Source organism: Algibacter sp. YIN40 (assembly GCF_057219435.1).
This window is the reverse complement of record NZ_JBXVVC010000002.1, coordinates 191,738-209,933: the sequence shown is the minus strand read 5'-3', so window position 1 is coordinate 209,933 and position 18,196 is coordinate 191,738. Positions and strand designations below refer to the sequence as shown.

Here is an 18,196-nt window from a genome sequence, read left to right as displayed (position 1 = left end):
CTCAAAACAATATTGCTAAAAATCAAGAAGAGACAACTGGTTTCCGCGATATCTATACCGACACTTGGGTTGGTTCAGATGCCTTGGGACGCACCATGCCCTCTTTTGAAGAAGTAGGTTCACTAAAAAAAAATCAGCGGAGAATAACTGGCATATTTTACATTACTTGGCATACCCAAGACAATGCAAAATTAGCAGCACCCTATACCGCAAATGTTACTGAAATTCTAAAAAAAGACCCATCAGCTAGATTCGATGCTCATCATGAATTATGGAAGGATAAGATGTATCATTGGGGAGAACCTGAAATGGGCTATTTTCTGAGTCAGGATGCATATGTAATCAGAAAGGACATGTCCATGTTGGCCGATGCAGGTGTAGATGTCATCATATTTGATGTTACCAATGCAGTTCGTTACTGGGATGAGTGGGAAGTTACTTTTAAAACCATGCAACAAATGAAAGCAGAAGGGAATAAGGTTCCGAAATTCTGTTTTTGGGCATTTAATGGACCAGTCATTACGGTGGTTCAGGAGTTATACGAAAAGATCTACAAAGAAGAAAAATATCCAGACCTATGGTTCTATTGGGATGACAAACCGCTTATACTCTATAACGGAAATCCTGAATTGGATGCCAATCAAAAAGGTACCAAACAACACCCCAACCCAAATTACGATCCTCTAGCAAAAACAGATCCAACACATCTTCACTATAAAGACCCAGATTATACTGCGGAATTCTATTTGGACTATACCAAAGAAGTAAAACAGTTTTTTACGCAACGCACCATGTGGTGGGGTTATTATGAATGGGGCGGAGAACGTTTTGTGGGAACAGAAGACAACTGGAGTTTTGGCTACAATCTCGATGACGATAAAGTAAAATCATTGCCTATCGAATCCTTGCTTTCTACACATAAAGGAAAGCGGGAACAGGCCGCAGTAACGGCAGCCCAACACCCGGTTACCATGGGTGATGGCGGTATTGGTGTAGGAAAGTCGTGGTCTCGACAAAATGGTCAGCCAGCATTGAATGCATATGACATGCCCGAACCAACGTATGTTCCTTGGTTAGGAAAAACCGTGGAGCATCCTGAAGACTATGGTATCTATTTTCAAGAACGTTGGGATGAGGCCATTGAAGCCGATCCCGAATTTTTGTACATCAACGACTGGAACGAATGGACGGCTGGTAAATATTTTCCCAATGGTGAAGGAGGAATTACGCGCGATACTACCCAACATACCATGCACTGGCTTGGAAGAGAAAATGACTTTGTTTTTGTGGATCAGTACAATGCTGAATTCAACAGAGGGATTCATCCTGGAAAAGGAGGCTATACCGACAATTATTATATGCAAATGGCGCAAAATATCCGTCGTTACAAAGGAGTACGCCCAATCCCTGTTAATCATGGATACCAAAAGGTTAAAATTGATGGAGAATTTGAAGAGTGGAATAAGATTGAAGTAGAATATCGTGACACCAAAGGAGACGTGTTTCACCGGGATCATCCCGGATATGGAGGATTGCATTATACCGATAACTCAGGAAGAAATGATATAATTGCCAGCAAGGTAGCAGTAAGCAAAAAAGACATAGCCTTCTATGCCGAAACCAATCAGGATTTAACTTCACACCAGGATGAAAACTGGATGCTCCTGTTCATTGATGCCGATAATAACCCCGAAACGGGGTGGTTTGGTTACGATTATTTGGTGAATAAAGAAGTTGTTGACAAAGAGAATACAGTGCTGATGCGATATGATGAGAATGAGAACAAATGGATAACGCATAGCACTGTAGAGTACGCTTATAAGGGAAATCGCTTAGAACTCAATATCTCTCGCGAGCAACTGGGACTTACCGAAAATCAATTCACATTCGATTTTAAATGGAGCGATAATCCTGCTGCTCTGAGCGATCCTATAGCATTCTGTACCGGAGGCGATACGGCACCTAATCGAAGGTTTAACTACCGTTGTATTTGGAAATGAAGCAAACTACAAGATTGAAACTATATTTAATAAAAGAATTGGAAACACTTAAATAAAACACTTAAAAATGAAAAAATGAAAAACATATTACTGGTTTTTGTACTGTTATTTAGTACAACCATAGCAAATTGTCAGAAGAACTATCTTGAAGAATCAAATGAAGATATTGTCCAGCGCATGAAATGGTTTACCGATGCTAAATACGGTATGTTTATACATTTTGGCCTGTACAGTCAACTTGGGGGAGTCTGGCAAGGGGACATTGTTGAAAATTATGCCGAATGGATACAAGCCCATGCAGATATTACCTCACAAGAATATGCTATGTTAACACATACGTTCAACCCCACTGATTTTGATGCCGATCTTATTGTTTCAACAGCAAAAAAAGCAGGAATGAAATATCTTGTTGTTACAGCAAAGCATCACGAAGGATTTTGTTTATGGGATAGTAAGTACACCAATTTCGACATAGCAAACACACCTTTTAAACGTGATATTTTAAAAGAGCTGGCAGATGCCTGCAGCAAGTATGACATCCACTTTGGCACATATTACAGCATTATCGATTGGCATCACCCGTCTCAGGAAAGAAACTTAGACAATTCAGGGCAAGAGCGCTGGGCTAATATTCGAATGAAAACCGGTAAGAAACAGCAGTATATTACCTACATGAAAAACCAGATTAAAGAACTCATAGAGAATTACGACACAGAACTCATATGGTTTGATGCAGATTGGGTACAATGGTGGGACATGGCTTCGGGCATCGACTTGTACAATTATATCAGAGAACTAAAGCCAGAAATTATAATAAATAACAGAGTAGCAAAGAGAGAGATGGGTTTTAAAATGGATTTTGGAACTCCCGAACAGTTTCACCTTGAAAATAAGGTGGAGTATGTATGGGAGGCTTGCTACACCATGAATAATTCATGGGGCTATAAAGAAAGTGACAAAAACTGGAAGGATGCGCAAACTGTATATGATAAACTTATAGATATCAATCACAAAGGCGGCAATCTTTTACTAAATGTGGGACCTGATGGAAATGGGAAGATCCCCAAAGCCTCAGTCGATATTTTATTGGAGGTTGGCAAAATGTTAAAGGAGTAATAAAAATACAAGGTATTTGAAAAATGGAGAAAGCCCAGTGCCTAACAAAATGTATAAAAATAAAAACAGAACAAAATGTATAAAAAGATTAATTTAATTATTATTTGCGTATTTATGTATGCTGTTGCATACACACAGGTCGATGAAAATGTTTTTCGGGAAGAGAACAGTGAAAATACCAAGGCTGGAGTAAAAACAGGACAGGTAATGGATATGCACCTGAATTTTAATGCTGACTGGCATTTTTATTTAGGTGAAATCCCCGGGTTCTATGTTCCTGAGTTTGATGATACAGACTGGCGTGTTTTGGATGTTCCGCATGACTGGTCTGTTGAAGGTCAATTTTCGAAAGATAATCCCAGTGCCAGTTCCGGAGCTTATCTCCCGACAGGTATAGGTTGTTATCGCAAAACTTTTGTGTTGCCCAAAGGGTCTGAAGGGAAACGAATAAAAATCCGTTTCGATGGAGTGTACATGAACTCTTCGGTCTATGTGAATGGTGTGTATCTTGGTAACCGACCTTATGGATTCAGTACTTTTGAATATGATTTAACCCCTCATTTAAAATATAATGGTGGCACCAATGTAATTGCCGTAAAAGCAGATAACTCCCTGTTGAATAACAGCCGTTGGTACACCGGTTCCGGCATTAACAGAAACGTTCATCTTTTTATCACAGAACAACAGCACTTTAAGTCTTTTGCCACGTTTTTTCGCACCGCCTCAATTAGTGATGGTGTTGCCCGGTTAAAGGTCGATTGTGAAATTATCTCTAACAATTACCCCGAAAGTATGGGCATTAAGTTTCAGCGTTTTCCCGAAGACTGGAAAAAAGTGATTAAGGATACAGAGATAAAAGTTCTTTTAAAAGATAAAGATGGGAAGATTGTAAATACAAGCACAGATAGCAGAGAGCTTAGTGATTATACTTCAATAAAATCTTCTCTGGAATTTGAAGTGAAAAACCCAATGCTTTGGTCGGATAAAAGTCCTTATCTATACACACTGGAACTTCAATTATGGATTGAAGGCGAACTAATTGATACAGAACAGCAGAAAGTTGGTATTAGAACCATTGAGTTCAATAGCAAGCAGGGTATGTTGGTAAACGGCGAGAAGGTTATCGTTAAAGGGCTTTGCTTGCATAAAGGTGCAGGTTCGTTTGGAACAGCGGTACCCAAAGACGTTTGGCGTTACAGGTTTGAAAAACTGAAAGAAATGGGCTGTAATTCCATCCGCACACACGGTCCAGTTGACCCTGTGTTTATTGATGTTTGCGATGAAATGGGCTTTTATTTGATGACTGAAGCCTTCGATGAGTGGAACAATACCTGGCAATTTGGCTGGTCGGAAGACCCGGCTGGTAAAATGACCAATACTTACCATAAATTCTTTAATCAGTGGGCTGAAACTGATTTAAAAGACATGATAAAACGCGACCGTAACCATAGCTCCGTTTTTATGTATTCGGTGGGTAATGAGATACCTGACCAACGGTATGCCGATGGTGTGCAAACATTGAGAAAGTTGATAAACTGGGCTAAAGAGGAAGATGATACCCGGATGGTTACCGCGACATGCGATTGGGCACCCTGGGCCAATTCAAGCGGTTTACTTGATAGTATGGACATTGCCGGTTACAACTATCCCGACCGTTATTTCAAAGAACATTACAGGGAGGAACACGCCCGCTATCCTGACCGCATTTTGTTGGGTGCAGAAAATTACGAAACACTTGAAAACTGGTTGGCAGTACGCGACAATCCCTATGTTGTAGGCCTGTTCCTATGGGTCGGTATCGACTATTTGGGAGAATCGCTGAACTGGCCTCGCCGTGGATGGGAATGGGGACTGATAGATATTGCTTCCTTCGAAAAAACGATGTACTACTATTGGCAGGCTTTCTGGTCTGAAAAGCCCATGGTACACATTGCAGTAAACCTGAAAGAAAAAGATACTTTTAAATGGCGTTGCTACAATGTGGCTTCGCACTGGAATTTTAATCCCGGCGATGTAGATACGGTTTTTGTTTACAGTAATACCCAAAAAGTGGAGCTGTTTCAAAATGGCAAAAGCCTTGGCGTAAAAACAGTAAACCCCGACACTTATCAGGCAATTTATACTGTAAATTATAAAAAAGGGGAACTGACAGCAAAAGCCTATAAACAGAAAAAAACTGTGGCAAGCCATACTTTAAAAACTGCCGGTGAACCCAAACAGTTATCATTAAAAAATGAACGAAAATCAACAACAAATCTAGAAGACAGTCTAATCTTTTTAACACTTGAGGTACAGGATAAAAAAGGGATAAGACACCCCTTTGCTGACAACGAAATAACTGTTGAGGTCAGTGGAGCAGGTGAACTGATTGGATTGGATTCCGGAGATCAATTTAGCCATGAACTGTATAAACAGAATGTCCGTAAAGCTCATCAAGGGCGTTTACTTATAACCATACGCCCAACAGGAACAGGAAAAATTAATGTGGCATGTAAAACAGACGGAATATCATCTGCAAATATAAATATAACAAATTAAGCACTAAGGAGCTGTTGAGAAATAGTCAGCTTAATTCGGGACAGTCCCTAAGTGCAATTTATAGTTGCTTACGCAATAGTGCTGATATTCAAACAATAATCGCAGACCTGTCAGGTCTGCGATTATTAAACTTTTTCGACAAATGAAACGAGCCATGAGAATAAGGTTCTCACACACGAGAATCGTGAGATCGACGAAGTCAATGACTATTCTGGCGAGTTCCATGTGGCAGTTGATGAAGATTATATGACAGAAGTAACATCAGAGGGTAAACATTTTAAAGAGCAGTGGAGTAGAGTATTTCAATTAGATCCGGAAGTTGTGATGGTAACTCAATGGAATGAGTGGCTGGCACAACGTTTTATATGGACAGAAGAACTCCAAATTGGGTATGGCGGTTCTTATGCCGGAAGACCAATGGCTGTGGGCAATACTTGGTTTGTCGATGTTCTTTCTCCAGAATTTAGTAGAGATATTGCACCAATAAAGGGGGGGGTATACAGATAACTACTATTACCAGCTGGTTTCAAACATCCGAAAGTATAAAGGTATGGTAGCCCCGGATGCAATATCAGACGGAAAAACAATTACCGTTGACGGAGATTTTGCCGAATGGACTGATGTCACCCCTGTATTTAAAGACCCGGTTGGTGATATAATGCACCGCAATTTCGCCGGATACGACCCTACGGTAACTTATACCAACACCACCGGACGTAATGACATTATAGAATCCAGAAGCATCTACGACAACAATAACATTTATTTCTATGTTAAAACATTGGATAATCTAACAGCCTACACCGATCCCAACTGGATGCTACTGTTCATTGATGCCGACAGAAATAAATCAACAGGCTGGGAAGGTTACGATTTTGTAATTAACCATTCCGTAAATTCCGAAAGTGAAACGACTGTTAAAACATGGGATGGAGCCGCATGGGAAGTTTTAGGAACAGGGGCATATATTGTTAATCAGAATGAGATGGAAATCAGTATCCCGCGCTCTGCCCTGAATATGACAGAAAATACTCCTGAAATTTATTTTCATTGGGCAGACAATCCACAACACCTTAATGATATAACTGCATTTTTTACCGATGGAGAATCTGCTCCCGACCGCCGTTTTAACTACAATTACAGCAGCTCTGATATTGTAATTACCGAACAATCGCCCTACAAGGAATTGAATATACCCGGAACTGTTGAGTTGGAAGATTTTGACAACGGAAGCGCGGGTATCGCTTATGCCGATGCAGTTATGGGCAATAGCGGAGGTGCATATCGAACAGATGAATCTGTTGACATAAAAGAAAAGACCACCAATGCGTATTATATTACGGACATTTATAATAACGAATGGTTAGAATATACAGTAAATGTAAATGCCACCGGGCTATATACAGCTGAGATACATTATTCGGCCGATGGAGATAATCAGAGCATCTCATTGCTGATGGATAATGAAAAAATTTCAACGCTTTCCTTGGCCAAAACCGGAACAGAAAACGACTGGTCGGTTTTAGAAACGGATGTCAGAATAAAAACAGGAACTCAGGTTTTTAAACTAATGGCTGAGAATGTCACTGGAGGCTTGCATATTGATAAAATCGTTTTCACCGAAAAAGATGTTGTTTATCCTGATGATGGAACTGGTCTATACCGTACTTTTTATAATGGCGATATCGGGGGACGAAATTGGTTCACAGAAACTTTCTGTAGCGAGGTTGATCCGATGGTAAACCATGATTGGAACGCAGATGAATCACCGGGATGTGGAACTAGAGGTACGTTTTGGAATGCCCGATGGGAAGGAGAACTCGAACCTCACTTTACAGAAGCATATACACTTAGTTTGACTGCCAACCATATGAGCAAACTTTGGGTAAATGAGGAATTGATTGTAGATGCCTGGTCATATTCAGCAGCCCCTCAAACAAATGAAATAACGATCAACTTGACAGCAAACCAAAAAGTGCCTATTAAAATAGAATACGCTAATTATTCGGGAGATGGAGGTATTAAACTTGAATGGGAAAGTGCCAGTCAGGTAAAGGAAGTAATTCCTCAAAGTCAATTGTTCCCGGGCGAGGGATTGTCAATAGGGGATTCGGAATTTGCCAAATCACTAGTGCAAATCTATCCTAACCCAGCCAATAACAAGCTATATATCGAAACAGCTGAACAATCAAAAATCGAAATATTTAATCTGCTCGGTCAAAAAGTATATCAACTGAAAGCGAGAACTGGAGTTAATGAGTTGAATATTAGCGACTGGAAATCTGGAATGTACCTTATAAATATTGAATATAATCAAGAAGTATTTAGACAAAAATTAATTATTAAATAAAAAATATTTATCAAAATCCCGCTGCTCCTGATAACCATCAGGAGCGGGAATAGTGCTTTCTGTCAGGTCAACTGTATTATATATAAACCTCAGAAAAAAATAAACCTAAAAAAATTCTACTCTTTGCACTTGTTACCCTAATAACGTCCTGTGTAAAAGTTAGTATTGGATTGCAAGATCATATCAACCGTTTGCTATACCGAAATATTTGGGTACTTGAGAAGTGATTTGAGGTGAATTGATACGCGCAAAGTGTACAATTCTATTTACAAATAATAGAAAACAACAGAATTCAATAATTAAAAAATCAGACTCTTTTCTTTTAAAATAGTTCAATGTCTTTTATTTATATTTGTGCAAGGTTGAAAATAGTCCGCGAAATTAATTCCTGAACTATTCCCGTTTCGTAAGCTAATCGTAAACATGAGAATAGTAAACTCAAGTAGTAAATACATTCAAAAAACAACCATGCTGTTATTAGTAATTATAGCATGGACTAATAGTGCAATAAGTCAGGACATGACTCAGGCAAATAATGCCTATGTATTCGAAAACATATCCATAAAGGAAGGTCTTTCTAATTTGCAGGTGAGCAGTATTTGTCAAGATAGATTAGGGTATATTTGGGCGGGGACGGCACGTGGTCTTAATCGTTATGATGGAGAAAACATGGGGCATTTCTTTTTCTCTTCTAGCGACAAAAATCAACTCTCACACGATGACATAAAGGGTTTATACCCGACATCAAATGGCGTGGTCGTTTCCACAATAAAAGGGCTACACTATTACGATTTATACAAAGAAACCCTGAGACAGATACCTGATAGTAATTACGTATGGCATGGTGCTACTATGTGGAAAAATGATTTTTACACCATCAGAGAACGCAACCGTCTTTTGCGCTTAAACACAAAAAAACTTAAACTAGAGGCTGTTAAACAATTTTCAGATAGCATTAAAATCGATCAACTTTTTTCCAATTCTTTAAATGGAATTTGGTGTGTGCAATCAGACAGAAAAGGTTTGTTATTGTACAATCCGACAGAAGATAGTTTTCAACACCACACTATTTTCAAAAATAGACCATCTGATGAGTTAGCCGACATAACTGATATAAAGCAGATTGGTGATATATTGTGGATAGGAACAAAAAAAGGGTTGCTATTATATGATTATCAGCATAAGAGAATTATCGACAACATAAAATACAAGAAACTATTATTCGCATTAAAAGAAAGGGTCATTAGTTTTGTTGTTCACAAACAAGACGAAGTCTGGATAGGCACATGGGACAATGGACTGTATATATATCATACCCAAAATAATAATTTTGAAAATGTTGTGGCCGATGACAATACTAAATTAACAACAAATAATTTTGAAACAGCATATATCGATAGGGATCATAATATTTGGTTGGGCACTTTTAATGAAGGGCTTCAGGTACTCTATAGTAAACGCAAGTTGTTTAATCCTAACAAATATTTTAATAGAATAAGTAAGGATAAGTTTACAAATTGTATAACATCTGATAGCACCGGAATATTTTATTTAGGGAGTAGGTACGAGGGACTTATCAAAGCAGACCCAAAAACATTGATTACCACAAATTACAATGCAAGCAATTCAAACTTAAAAAACAACCTTATTACATCCTCTCTTTTAGACTCAAAGGGTCTATTATGGTTGGGCCAGACTGGCGTAGTACAAACATTTAATCCGATAAGCGAAGAATTCAAAACGCTGGAAATCCCTGCCAATTATGGTGAAATGATTTCAATGACGGAATTCAATGGGAACATTTATATTTGCTCTAGACCTTCCATATTGGTGTATGATCTTAAGGGACAATTGTTAGAGGAATTAAAAGTGGCGGGGTACCATACCCAGCAAATAATACCATTGAATAAGGAAGAATTATTAATATGCACCTATGAAAAAGGAATTTTTATTTACAGTCCCCAAACCAAAAATATTAGGGAAATTATGCCTGAGACTCCTCCACAGGCATGGTTAGAAAAAGAATTTATTACAACTTTCGTTGATTCCGATAGCATTCTTTGGATTGGCAATTTCAGATGGGGCTTATTTTCCTTTGATTTAAAAACTAAAGAAGTAAGCATTTTTAATAAAAGCAACGGTTTACCAAGTAATGATGTTGTTGGGATTGAAGAAGATGATATGGGCAACCTATGGCTTAGCACCTCTTATGGCCTGTCTTGTTTCGACAAAAAGAACACCTTTATTAATTATTTTCAGGATGAAGGTGTAAATAATCAACAATTCCATCAAAAATCGGTTTACAAACAGCCTGACGGAACATTATTTTTTGGAGGCAACAAGGGTATTACACATTTCAAACCCAAGGAAATTTTATCAACACACAACAGTGCACCTCGTATTATATTGAGATCGCTCAATATAAATTACAAACCTGTTTTAGCGGGCGATGAACATGGGGTACTGGAACAGAGTCTCCCTTATACATCGTCTGTCACATTATCACATTTGCAACGCTCTTTTAGTATAGATTATGTGGCGTTTAATTTTGATGTTGTTCAGAAAGAAAAATATGCATACCTACTTGACGGTTACGATAATGAATGGCGGAACGTTGATAAAAGTACACGGGCTGTTTTTTCTAACCTTAATCCGGGCGACTATACCTTTAAAGTTAGAGCCAGAGACGCAGAATCAAATTGGTCTAATACGGCTACACTTAAAATAAAAGTTAAACAGGCTCCCTGGCTCACTGTATGGGCTATTTTATTCTATATTGTTGTTGTGCTTGCTATTATTGTAACCGCATTTAGGCTGACACTAAAAGCCAAACTCTACCGGAAAGACCTAGAAGTAGCCCAAGCAGAGCGACAAAGAGAACAGGAAATAAACCAGATGAAATACCAGTTTTTTACCAATATCTCACATGAGCTAAGAACACCGCTTACTGTTATTTCAGCGATGGTTTATATGATCCATAAGCAGTTCAATCCTTCAAAGAAATCAAAGGAGCTATTCGATAGTTTACGCCTAAATGTAGATCGTTTGCTTAAGCTAATAAATCAGTTACTGCTCTTTCGCGAAATGGAAACCGACACGCTGAAATTGCGCTTGAAAGAAATGTCACTCAAAAATGTTTTGCAACAAACCTACAAGGAGTTTTCTTATTTTGCCGATATCAAAAAAACAAATCTCGTCATTGATGATAGAACAGCTGTTGAAAGTGGCAGATTCTACTTCGACGATGATAAAGTAGAAAAAATAGTAGCCAACCTTATTTCTAATGCCCTGAAAAACACAGAGCAGAATGACTCCATTACAATAACACTATGCGAACGGAGTAAAAATGAGGCGCTGACAGATTATCTGGATTTGAAAGCATACGACTTCCCCGTTTCCGAAAAAGGATACATGGAGATACGTATAACAGATACCGGAAAAGGGATTGATGAAAAAGATATTCAGACCATATTTGAACGCTACAAGCAGACCGACTACGACTCCATAAAATCAGATTATTCAGGTACCGGAATAGGCCTCGATTTCACCAAACGCTTAATAAATATTCATAAAGGCGATATTCGTGTTAAAAGCAAACCCAATGAAGGAGCCACATTTTCCTTTATTTTACCCCTTGACAAAAGTGTGTTTTCTCACGAAGATATCGTTGAAGAGACGATTGAGGATACGGCAGGTATACAGATCCCAACTGTAGCACAAGAAAAGTTCATCAATGAAAATAACGCTGACACCAAACAGGAGGTTGTTAAAGAGAATTATAAAATTGCAGTGATCGAAGACAATGTGGAATTGTGTAATCTGATTGTGAAAATAGTATCGCATAAATATCAGGTTGTGTCCGCTTTTAACGGTCTGGAAGGCTACAAGTTGATTGAAAAAGAAATGCCTGACCTAATAATCAGTGATGTAATGATGCCCGAAATGGATGGTATGACATTATGTGGAAAAATAAAAGAAAACAATTTACTAAACCACATCTACTTCATACTGCTCTCGGCAAAAAGCGAAACCGGAGATCAAATACAGGGTTTTGAAAAAGGAGCAGATATGTACATTTCTAAACCCTTTAATGTAGATTACCTACTGTCTGTTGTTGATGCACATTTTGTGCGCCGTAAAAACTTAAATCATATTTTCAGTCAAGGTAAGACGCCGGCTTTAAAAACAAGTGAAATAAACAATGAGTTTAGGGAGTTTGTTGAGAGGGTAGAAAACATCCTTGGAAAAGAGATGGCCAACGAAAATCTCAATGTAAAACTACTTGCAAGTGAAATGCATATGGGACTATCATCTTTTCACAATAAATTTCTTTCCGTAACAGGTAGCACCCCTAATGCTTTTATTATTAAATATAAAATAAACAAAGCACTTGAACTCCTTGGAAATTCTAGTAGTACAATTTCTGAAATCAGCGAAATGCTTGGTTTTAAAAGTCTGTCCTATTTTTCCACATCCTTTAAAAAAGAAAAAGGCATTTCACCTAGCCAGTTCTTAAAAATAAACCGCAAGTAACTTTGATGTTTGTTTTCTTAAAAACGTACTTTTTATTTTTAATTACAATTCTTATTTCTCTCTGACTCCAATGAAAATAAAGGCTTTTCGGATTCAGCAATGAATGAAACTCGTAGTATTCATCAAACATCCCTCCTATCCTAAATGAGTTCCTACTAATGGTATAAAATAAGTATTCACCCTGTTTTTAATGAATATCTAAAGTTTTTTAAAGGATTTCAAAACAGCTTATCCTGCCCTTAGGCCTAATTTTGTTAGAGTTATCTTATAGAAGAACGAGAAGTATAATAATTAATTAGTAATTATAAATTTAAAGAATATGAAACAAAATAGACTCTTATTATTTATGGCTGTGTTTTCCATTGCTTTCGGGCTAAAGGCACAAACGGTTATTGAAGACTTCGAAGGTGATTTAAGTAATTGGACAGTGACGGGTAATGCCTTTGAGATATATAGCTGTACGGGTATTACCTCCGGGTTTGAGGGAAACTCAGCATTGACCAGTTTGGCAGGCCATTGTGCTGGTTACGGTGGAAATCCAATGGAAGATCTTACAGGAACCTTAACATCTCCTGAGATTGATTTAACAACGAATCGTATGCGTTTCCTTATTGGTGGAGGAAACAATCCCGGTGTAACAGGTATAAAACTGACGGTTGGCGGAGTTGAGGTGCATTCAGCAGCAGGACCTCATAACGGAGCGATGGTCGAAGTTGTCTGGGACATTACCGCCTATAAAGGGCAGAAGGGCATCATAGAGATTTTTGACAATGCAACAAGCCCTACGGGATATGCACATATACATATCGACCAGATTGAATTGTTCGAAATTGTGGAATCAGTTCCTGATGCACCAACAACTGTGTCTGCTTTGCCCGTGAATGAGGGGGCTACTATATCATTTGCAGCACCTGCTTCCGATGGCGGTTCTCCAATTACTTCCTACACGGCAACTTCTAATCCGGGTGGCATTACAGCAAGTAGCGCAACAAGTCCTATTTCGGTAAGCGGACTTACCAATGGTATATCATATACGTTTACTGTTACTGCTACGAATGCCTTAGGCACGAGTGTGGCAAGCGTAGCATCAAATGCTGTTATTCCAGAGTTATTGATATGGGACGAACGTCCAACAACAACTTTTGAAACAGATTACGAGCAGGATTTTACTGGGGGTGCATGGGATCAGACTACATTCGACAACCAGTGGCAACAAGTTATGGCGATGGATGCGACAGCTATTGCCAATGGTTATTTAAACCTTATGTGGGTAGATAGACGTATTATAGTGGCGAATGAAAAACAAACGACATCTTATGTTGTAGAAAGCGAAATTCAAGCTATTCCAGGTGATGCAACTTATTGTGCCACGCCAATAGTTATTAGAGCAAATGTTGATGACAACCAGGAGAATCCACAGGAACCTGCAACGGGTGGTGTAGTGAATAGAACAGGTATTGCATTATACCCTAAAGAAGGAGACTATAATAATACGATGATCGTTCAGTTTACCAATGCTGACTATACAAGTTCGGCGAGAATTGAAGTGCCTAAACCAGCAGCTCTTACAAGCTTAACAGATAAATACACTTTAAGAATTGAGGATTACGAAACATCGGTTTATATATATATTAATACCGTTCCATTTGTTAGAATAGATCTTGGAGGTCTAAACGAAGGTGTTTATTCTTCAGGAGTTGTGTACGATGCCAATATGGTTGTGATGGGGGCTTTTTCAGGAATGAAAGTCGATGCTTCCGGTAAAATTGCATTCGCTACAAGAGGATCACAATTAAACATCTATAATATGAAAATCATGAGTGAATCAGGACCTTTAGGGCTAGATGAACTAAACAGGCAAGATGCATTAGAAATTTACACAACAACTTCAGAAAAAGTAGTGTATATTAATGGTGTTTTAAACGATGCAACAAGCGTGGAGATCTTTGACATACAAGGTAGAAAAATAGTAAGTCGAACATTGAATCAAAATAGCAGTAGCAACCGTATCGATTTATCGCATATAAAAACAGGAATTTATATTGTTCGCTTAAGTAGTAATGGAATTAACCAAACAAAAAAAGTGTTTTTATTCTAAAAACACAGAGGGAATAGGGAATCTATCAAAGTAACATATTCCTGAAACAATAATAGTATTTGGAAAACAGGGGTGAATTGAATTCACCCCTGTTACCATATAAAAATATTTCAATAAAAAGTAATTAAAACCATGAAAAACAAATTAACAATAGTTCTCGTCGCACTTCAGTTAGTACTGTTAATTGCGCCTACAAAAATGAATGCAGGGGAACCCCTTTGCCATGTATTAGTTTGTTGCAGGGGGTGTAATGGCGGCGTTTCATTTCTGATTAACGGTGAGTGGAAATCAAATCACGACTATCGGAATATTGACACGACCAGAGATATAATGCAAAACATAAAGGATGCTGGCATCAATACCATTATTATAGATCTTACAAACGCATCGCAATGGGGACAGTTCTGGAATGACTGGACTTTGCCGACCATGCAGAATATTCAACAGGTATGCCGCGAAAAAGATATGCAATATCTGATTCATATGGGTGGGGCACTTAATCCTGATATTAAAGAACAAGAGGATATTCCCGCCGAAATATCCGCTACCCAATTCTGGAATGAAAAGGCGCAATACATTTGGGAGAACTGGGCATCAGACCCTATCTACCGTAAATACGGCTATGGTGATGACCGTCCTATGTTGGTAATCTTTAGTCCTGCAACACATTATTGGCCTGTAGATGATGCAGCACCCGATGAGCATAAAAACTATCTAACGAAATTCTACAGAGGTAACGCACAGGTAAACAATACAATGACCGAGGAACAGCACCTTGAAACTTCGGGTTGGGGCTATCGGAAAACGAATTGGAATGCATCAAAGACCATACGCTACACTTCACCACAGGGAGGCGTAGCACCGCCATCATGGTATAAACTCAGTCCCGAAGCATTCAAAACGGAAGTACAATGGGTAAAAGAGGCCGAACATTATAGCGTATACGGTTCCTACGATGACACCTGCGATGGCATACTATGGGGCATTGCTGATACTAAATATTCCACAGCAACAGTTGACGGAGAGCTGTATTGGAACAAATACCCTAACGATGATCCCTTTGTTTATTACGATATCTTAAAGGAAGCGTTAAACCCCGGAACAGAAACAACACCGCCGGCCCATTTATTTGCAAATGCAGGAGAGCAGACCGTTAAGTTAGCATGGGCAAAGAATACCGAAGCGCAATTTTCGGGTACCTATAAGGTGTACCGAAGCGAACAGTCCGGTGGTTCCTATTCTTTTATCACCGAAACCGCCACAAGCAACTATACCGATAATACCGTCGAGAACGACAAAATTTACTTTTATGTGGTAACGGCATTGAATAGTAGCAATGCAGAAACAGAATATAGCAATGAAGTAACAGCCCGACCAAAGGCAGTGACTGAATATGTCTATAAATTTGATTTTAACACTCTAGGTGATGTGGAAAGTTGGATAGCAAACGACCATCTGGGCGGTCTGATACAGTCAACAAGTGCTAATGGTGTCGATGGCGTTCTCAAATCAGAACAGGGCATACAGGATATTGACCCCCGATTAATTAATATTGGTGGGATGCCACTACTCGATAATTATTTGTTATGGGATGGCTTGGAAATACGCCTGCGACAGCTTGATGCCGATGGAAACCCACAGCCTTTTGACCCACAGGGTAGCCTCGTGCTATTTATAACATCCGAAGTGTATTCGCCCGGCGAAATAATCCCTCAATCATTTCAAATGGAATTTGAAGCTGAGGGGGAGTGGATAAATGCATATCTTGATATCTCACACCTAAACCAAAAAGCCATTAGTACAATATATATTGACCCTATTGGGAATGCTCCCGGCATAGGCAAAAATTTTGAAGTGGATTATATTTATCTTACCGGAATAAAAAAACAGGAACAACTTCCTTTTACAACTATAAACATACCCGGCACCCTTGAATTTGAAGATTTTGATATGGGGGGCAAGTTAATCGCTTATATGGATATAGATAATGAAAATAAAGGAGGTGTTTACAGGGAAAGTGAATCGGTTGATATTGGTGAAATAAATCATAGCGAATATTATGTGGGCTGGTGCGAAGATGAGGAGTGGCTGGAATATACAGTCAATGTGGATGCCACTGGTATCTACAATGCAAGCATCACTTATGCTGCCGACCTACTTGCCCAAAAGCTGATTGATGACTTTGAGGACGATTTAAGTTTTTGGACCGAAACAGGCAATGCTTTTGGTATTGCCCCAAACGGCAAATACCAAGAACTGTCGGTTACCGGATTAAAAGGCAGTGGTGTGGTAAGCAGCTATATCAAAGCAAAAGATCCTGGTATCGGAACCCTTACATCACCTGAGATTGAAATAACAGGCGATAAAATGAGTTTCTTAATCAGTGGAGGAAAACTTGATGGTAAACTATGTATGAACCTCATTGTCGATGGGCAAGTTGTAAGAACAGCAACAGGTGAAAACCATAGCACCATGAGAACTGTAATCTGGGATATTTTAGAATATAAAAATAAAATGGCAACCTTAGAAATTGTTGACAATTATAGCGGTGCCTGGGGACATATCGACATCGACCATATTTCAATGTTGGGTGTACCCTCCGAAGCCGGTGCAGAGAACGCCGAAATACTGATTTCTCTCAACGAGGGTGCAACGCCAATTCAAGTCAAGCTCCCATCAACTGGAAATGAGCAAACTTGGGATGCCTTCGATGTGGAAATGGCACTTCTAAAAGGTCAAAATCTGATAAAAGTATCAATGCAAAAAATATCGGGTAGCCTGAATCTGGATAACATTGCTTTTACATTTAAAGAAGCAATTGAGCCTGATAATGGAACCGGACTCTTCCGCACTCTTTATAATGGTGATATCGGTGGAAGAAATTGGTTCACAGAAACTTTCTGTAGCGAGGTTGATCCGGTGGTAAACCATGATTGGAACGCAGATGAATCACCAGGATGTGGAACTAGAGGTACGTTTTGGAATGCCCGATGGGAAGGAGAACTCGAACCTCACTTTACAGAAGCATATACCATTAGTTTGACCGCCAACCATATGAGTAAACTTTGGATAAATGAGGAATTGATTATTGATGCCTGGTCGTATTCAGAGGATCAAACGAATGAGGTAACGATCAACTTAACAGCAAACGAAAAAGTGCCCATTAAAATAGAATATGCCAATTATTCAGGAGATGGAAGCATCAAATTGGAATGGGAAAGTGCCAGTCAGGTAAAGGAAGTAATTCCTCAAAGTCAATTGTTTCCTAAAGACGGGACGTTGGCATTGGGCGATTACCAATTAACCGAATCGCCAGTACGCATCTATCCAAATCCAGCCAACAACATGCTACATATCGAAACTTCGGAACAATCAAAAATAGAAATATTCAATCTGCTCGGTCAAAAAGTATATCAACATGAAGCGATATCTGGAGTTAGAGAAGTGGATGTGAGTACTTGGAGATCTGGAATGTATATCGTGAATGTTGTGAGTAATCAACAAGTGTATGTTCAAAAATTGATTGTAAAATAATATTTACCGAATCGAACAAAGAAAATG

Annotated in this window: 8 protein-coding genes; all 8 read left to right on the top strand. The window is 38.8% G+C overall.

All coding sequences use genetic code 11. From position 1 onward, the window contains the following. Positions 1-83: 83 nt before the first annotated feature. Positions 84-2,000 carry a glycoside hydrolase family 71/99 protein gene (locus AC2D6V_RS08730; RefSeq protein WP_484647712.1) on the top strand — a complete coding sequence of 639 codons (1,917 nt, stop codon included), beginning with the start codon at positions 84-86 and terminating at the stop codon, positions 1,998-2,000. A 75-nt stretch (positions 2,001-2,075) separates the two neighbouring features. Beyond that, positions 2,076-3,116, top strand: a complete 1,041-nt coding sequence (locus AC2D6V_RS08725) for an alpha-L-fucosidase (RefSeq protein ID WP_484647711.1) — start codon at positions 2,076-2,078, stop codon at positions 3,114-3,116. A gap of 75 nt (positions 3,117-3,191) precedes the next feature. Beyond that, positions 3,192-5,654 carry a glycoside hydrolase family 2 protein gene (locus AC2D6V_RS08720; protein WP_484647710.1) on the top strand — a complete coding sequence of 821 codons (2,463 nt, stop codon included), beginning with the start codon at positions 3,192-3,194 and terminating at the stop codon, positions 5,652-5,654. Between the two features lie 246 nt (positions 5,655-5,900). Then, the gene (locus AC2D6V_RS08715) at positions 5,901-6,161 is read left to right on the top strand and encodes a hypothetical protein (protein WP_484647709.1); all 261 of its coding nucleotides are present in this window, start codon (positions 5,901-5,903) and stop codon (positions 6,159-6,161) included. A 43-nt stretch (positions 6,162-6,204) separates the two neighbouring features. Next, on the top strand, positions 6,205-8,004 hold the full coding sequence (locus tag AC2D6V_RS08710) for a PA14 domain-containing protein (RefSeq protein ID WP_484647708.1): 1,800 nt from the start codon (positions 6,205-6,207) through the stop codon (positions 8,002-8,004). A 423-nt stretch (positions 8,005-8,427) separates the two neighbouring features. Beyond that, positions 8,428-12,537, top strand: a complete 4,110-nt coding sequence (locus tag AC2D6V_RS08705; RefSeq protein WP_484647707.1) for a hybrid sensor histidine kinase/response regulator transcription factor — start codon at positions 8,428-8,430, stop codon at positions 12,535-12,537. Positions 12,538-12,856: 319 nt separating this feature from the next. Continuing rightward, on the top strand, positions 12,857-14,635 hold the full coding sequence (locus AC2D6V_RS08700) for a T9SS type A sorting domain-containing protein (protein WP_484647706.1): 1,779 nt from the start codon (positions 12,857-12,859) through the stop codon (positions 14,633-14,635). A gap of 132 nt (positions 14,636-14,767) precedes the next feature. Further along, positions 14,768-18,169, top strand: coding sequence for a PA14 domain-containing protein (locus tag AC2D6V_RS08695; RefSeq protein WP_484647705.1), 3,402 nt, complete (start codon positions 14,768-14,770; stop codon positions 18,167-18,169). The last annotated feature ends 27 nt before the right edge of the window (positions 18,170-18,196 follow it).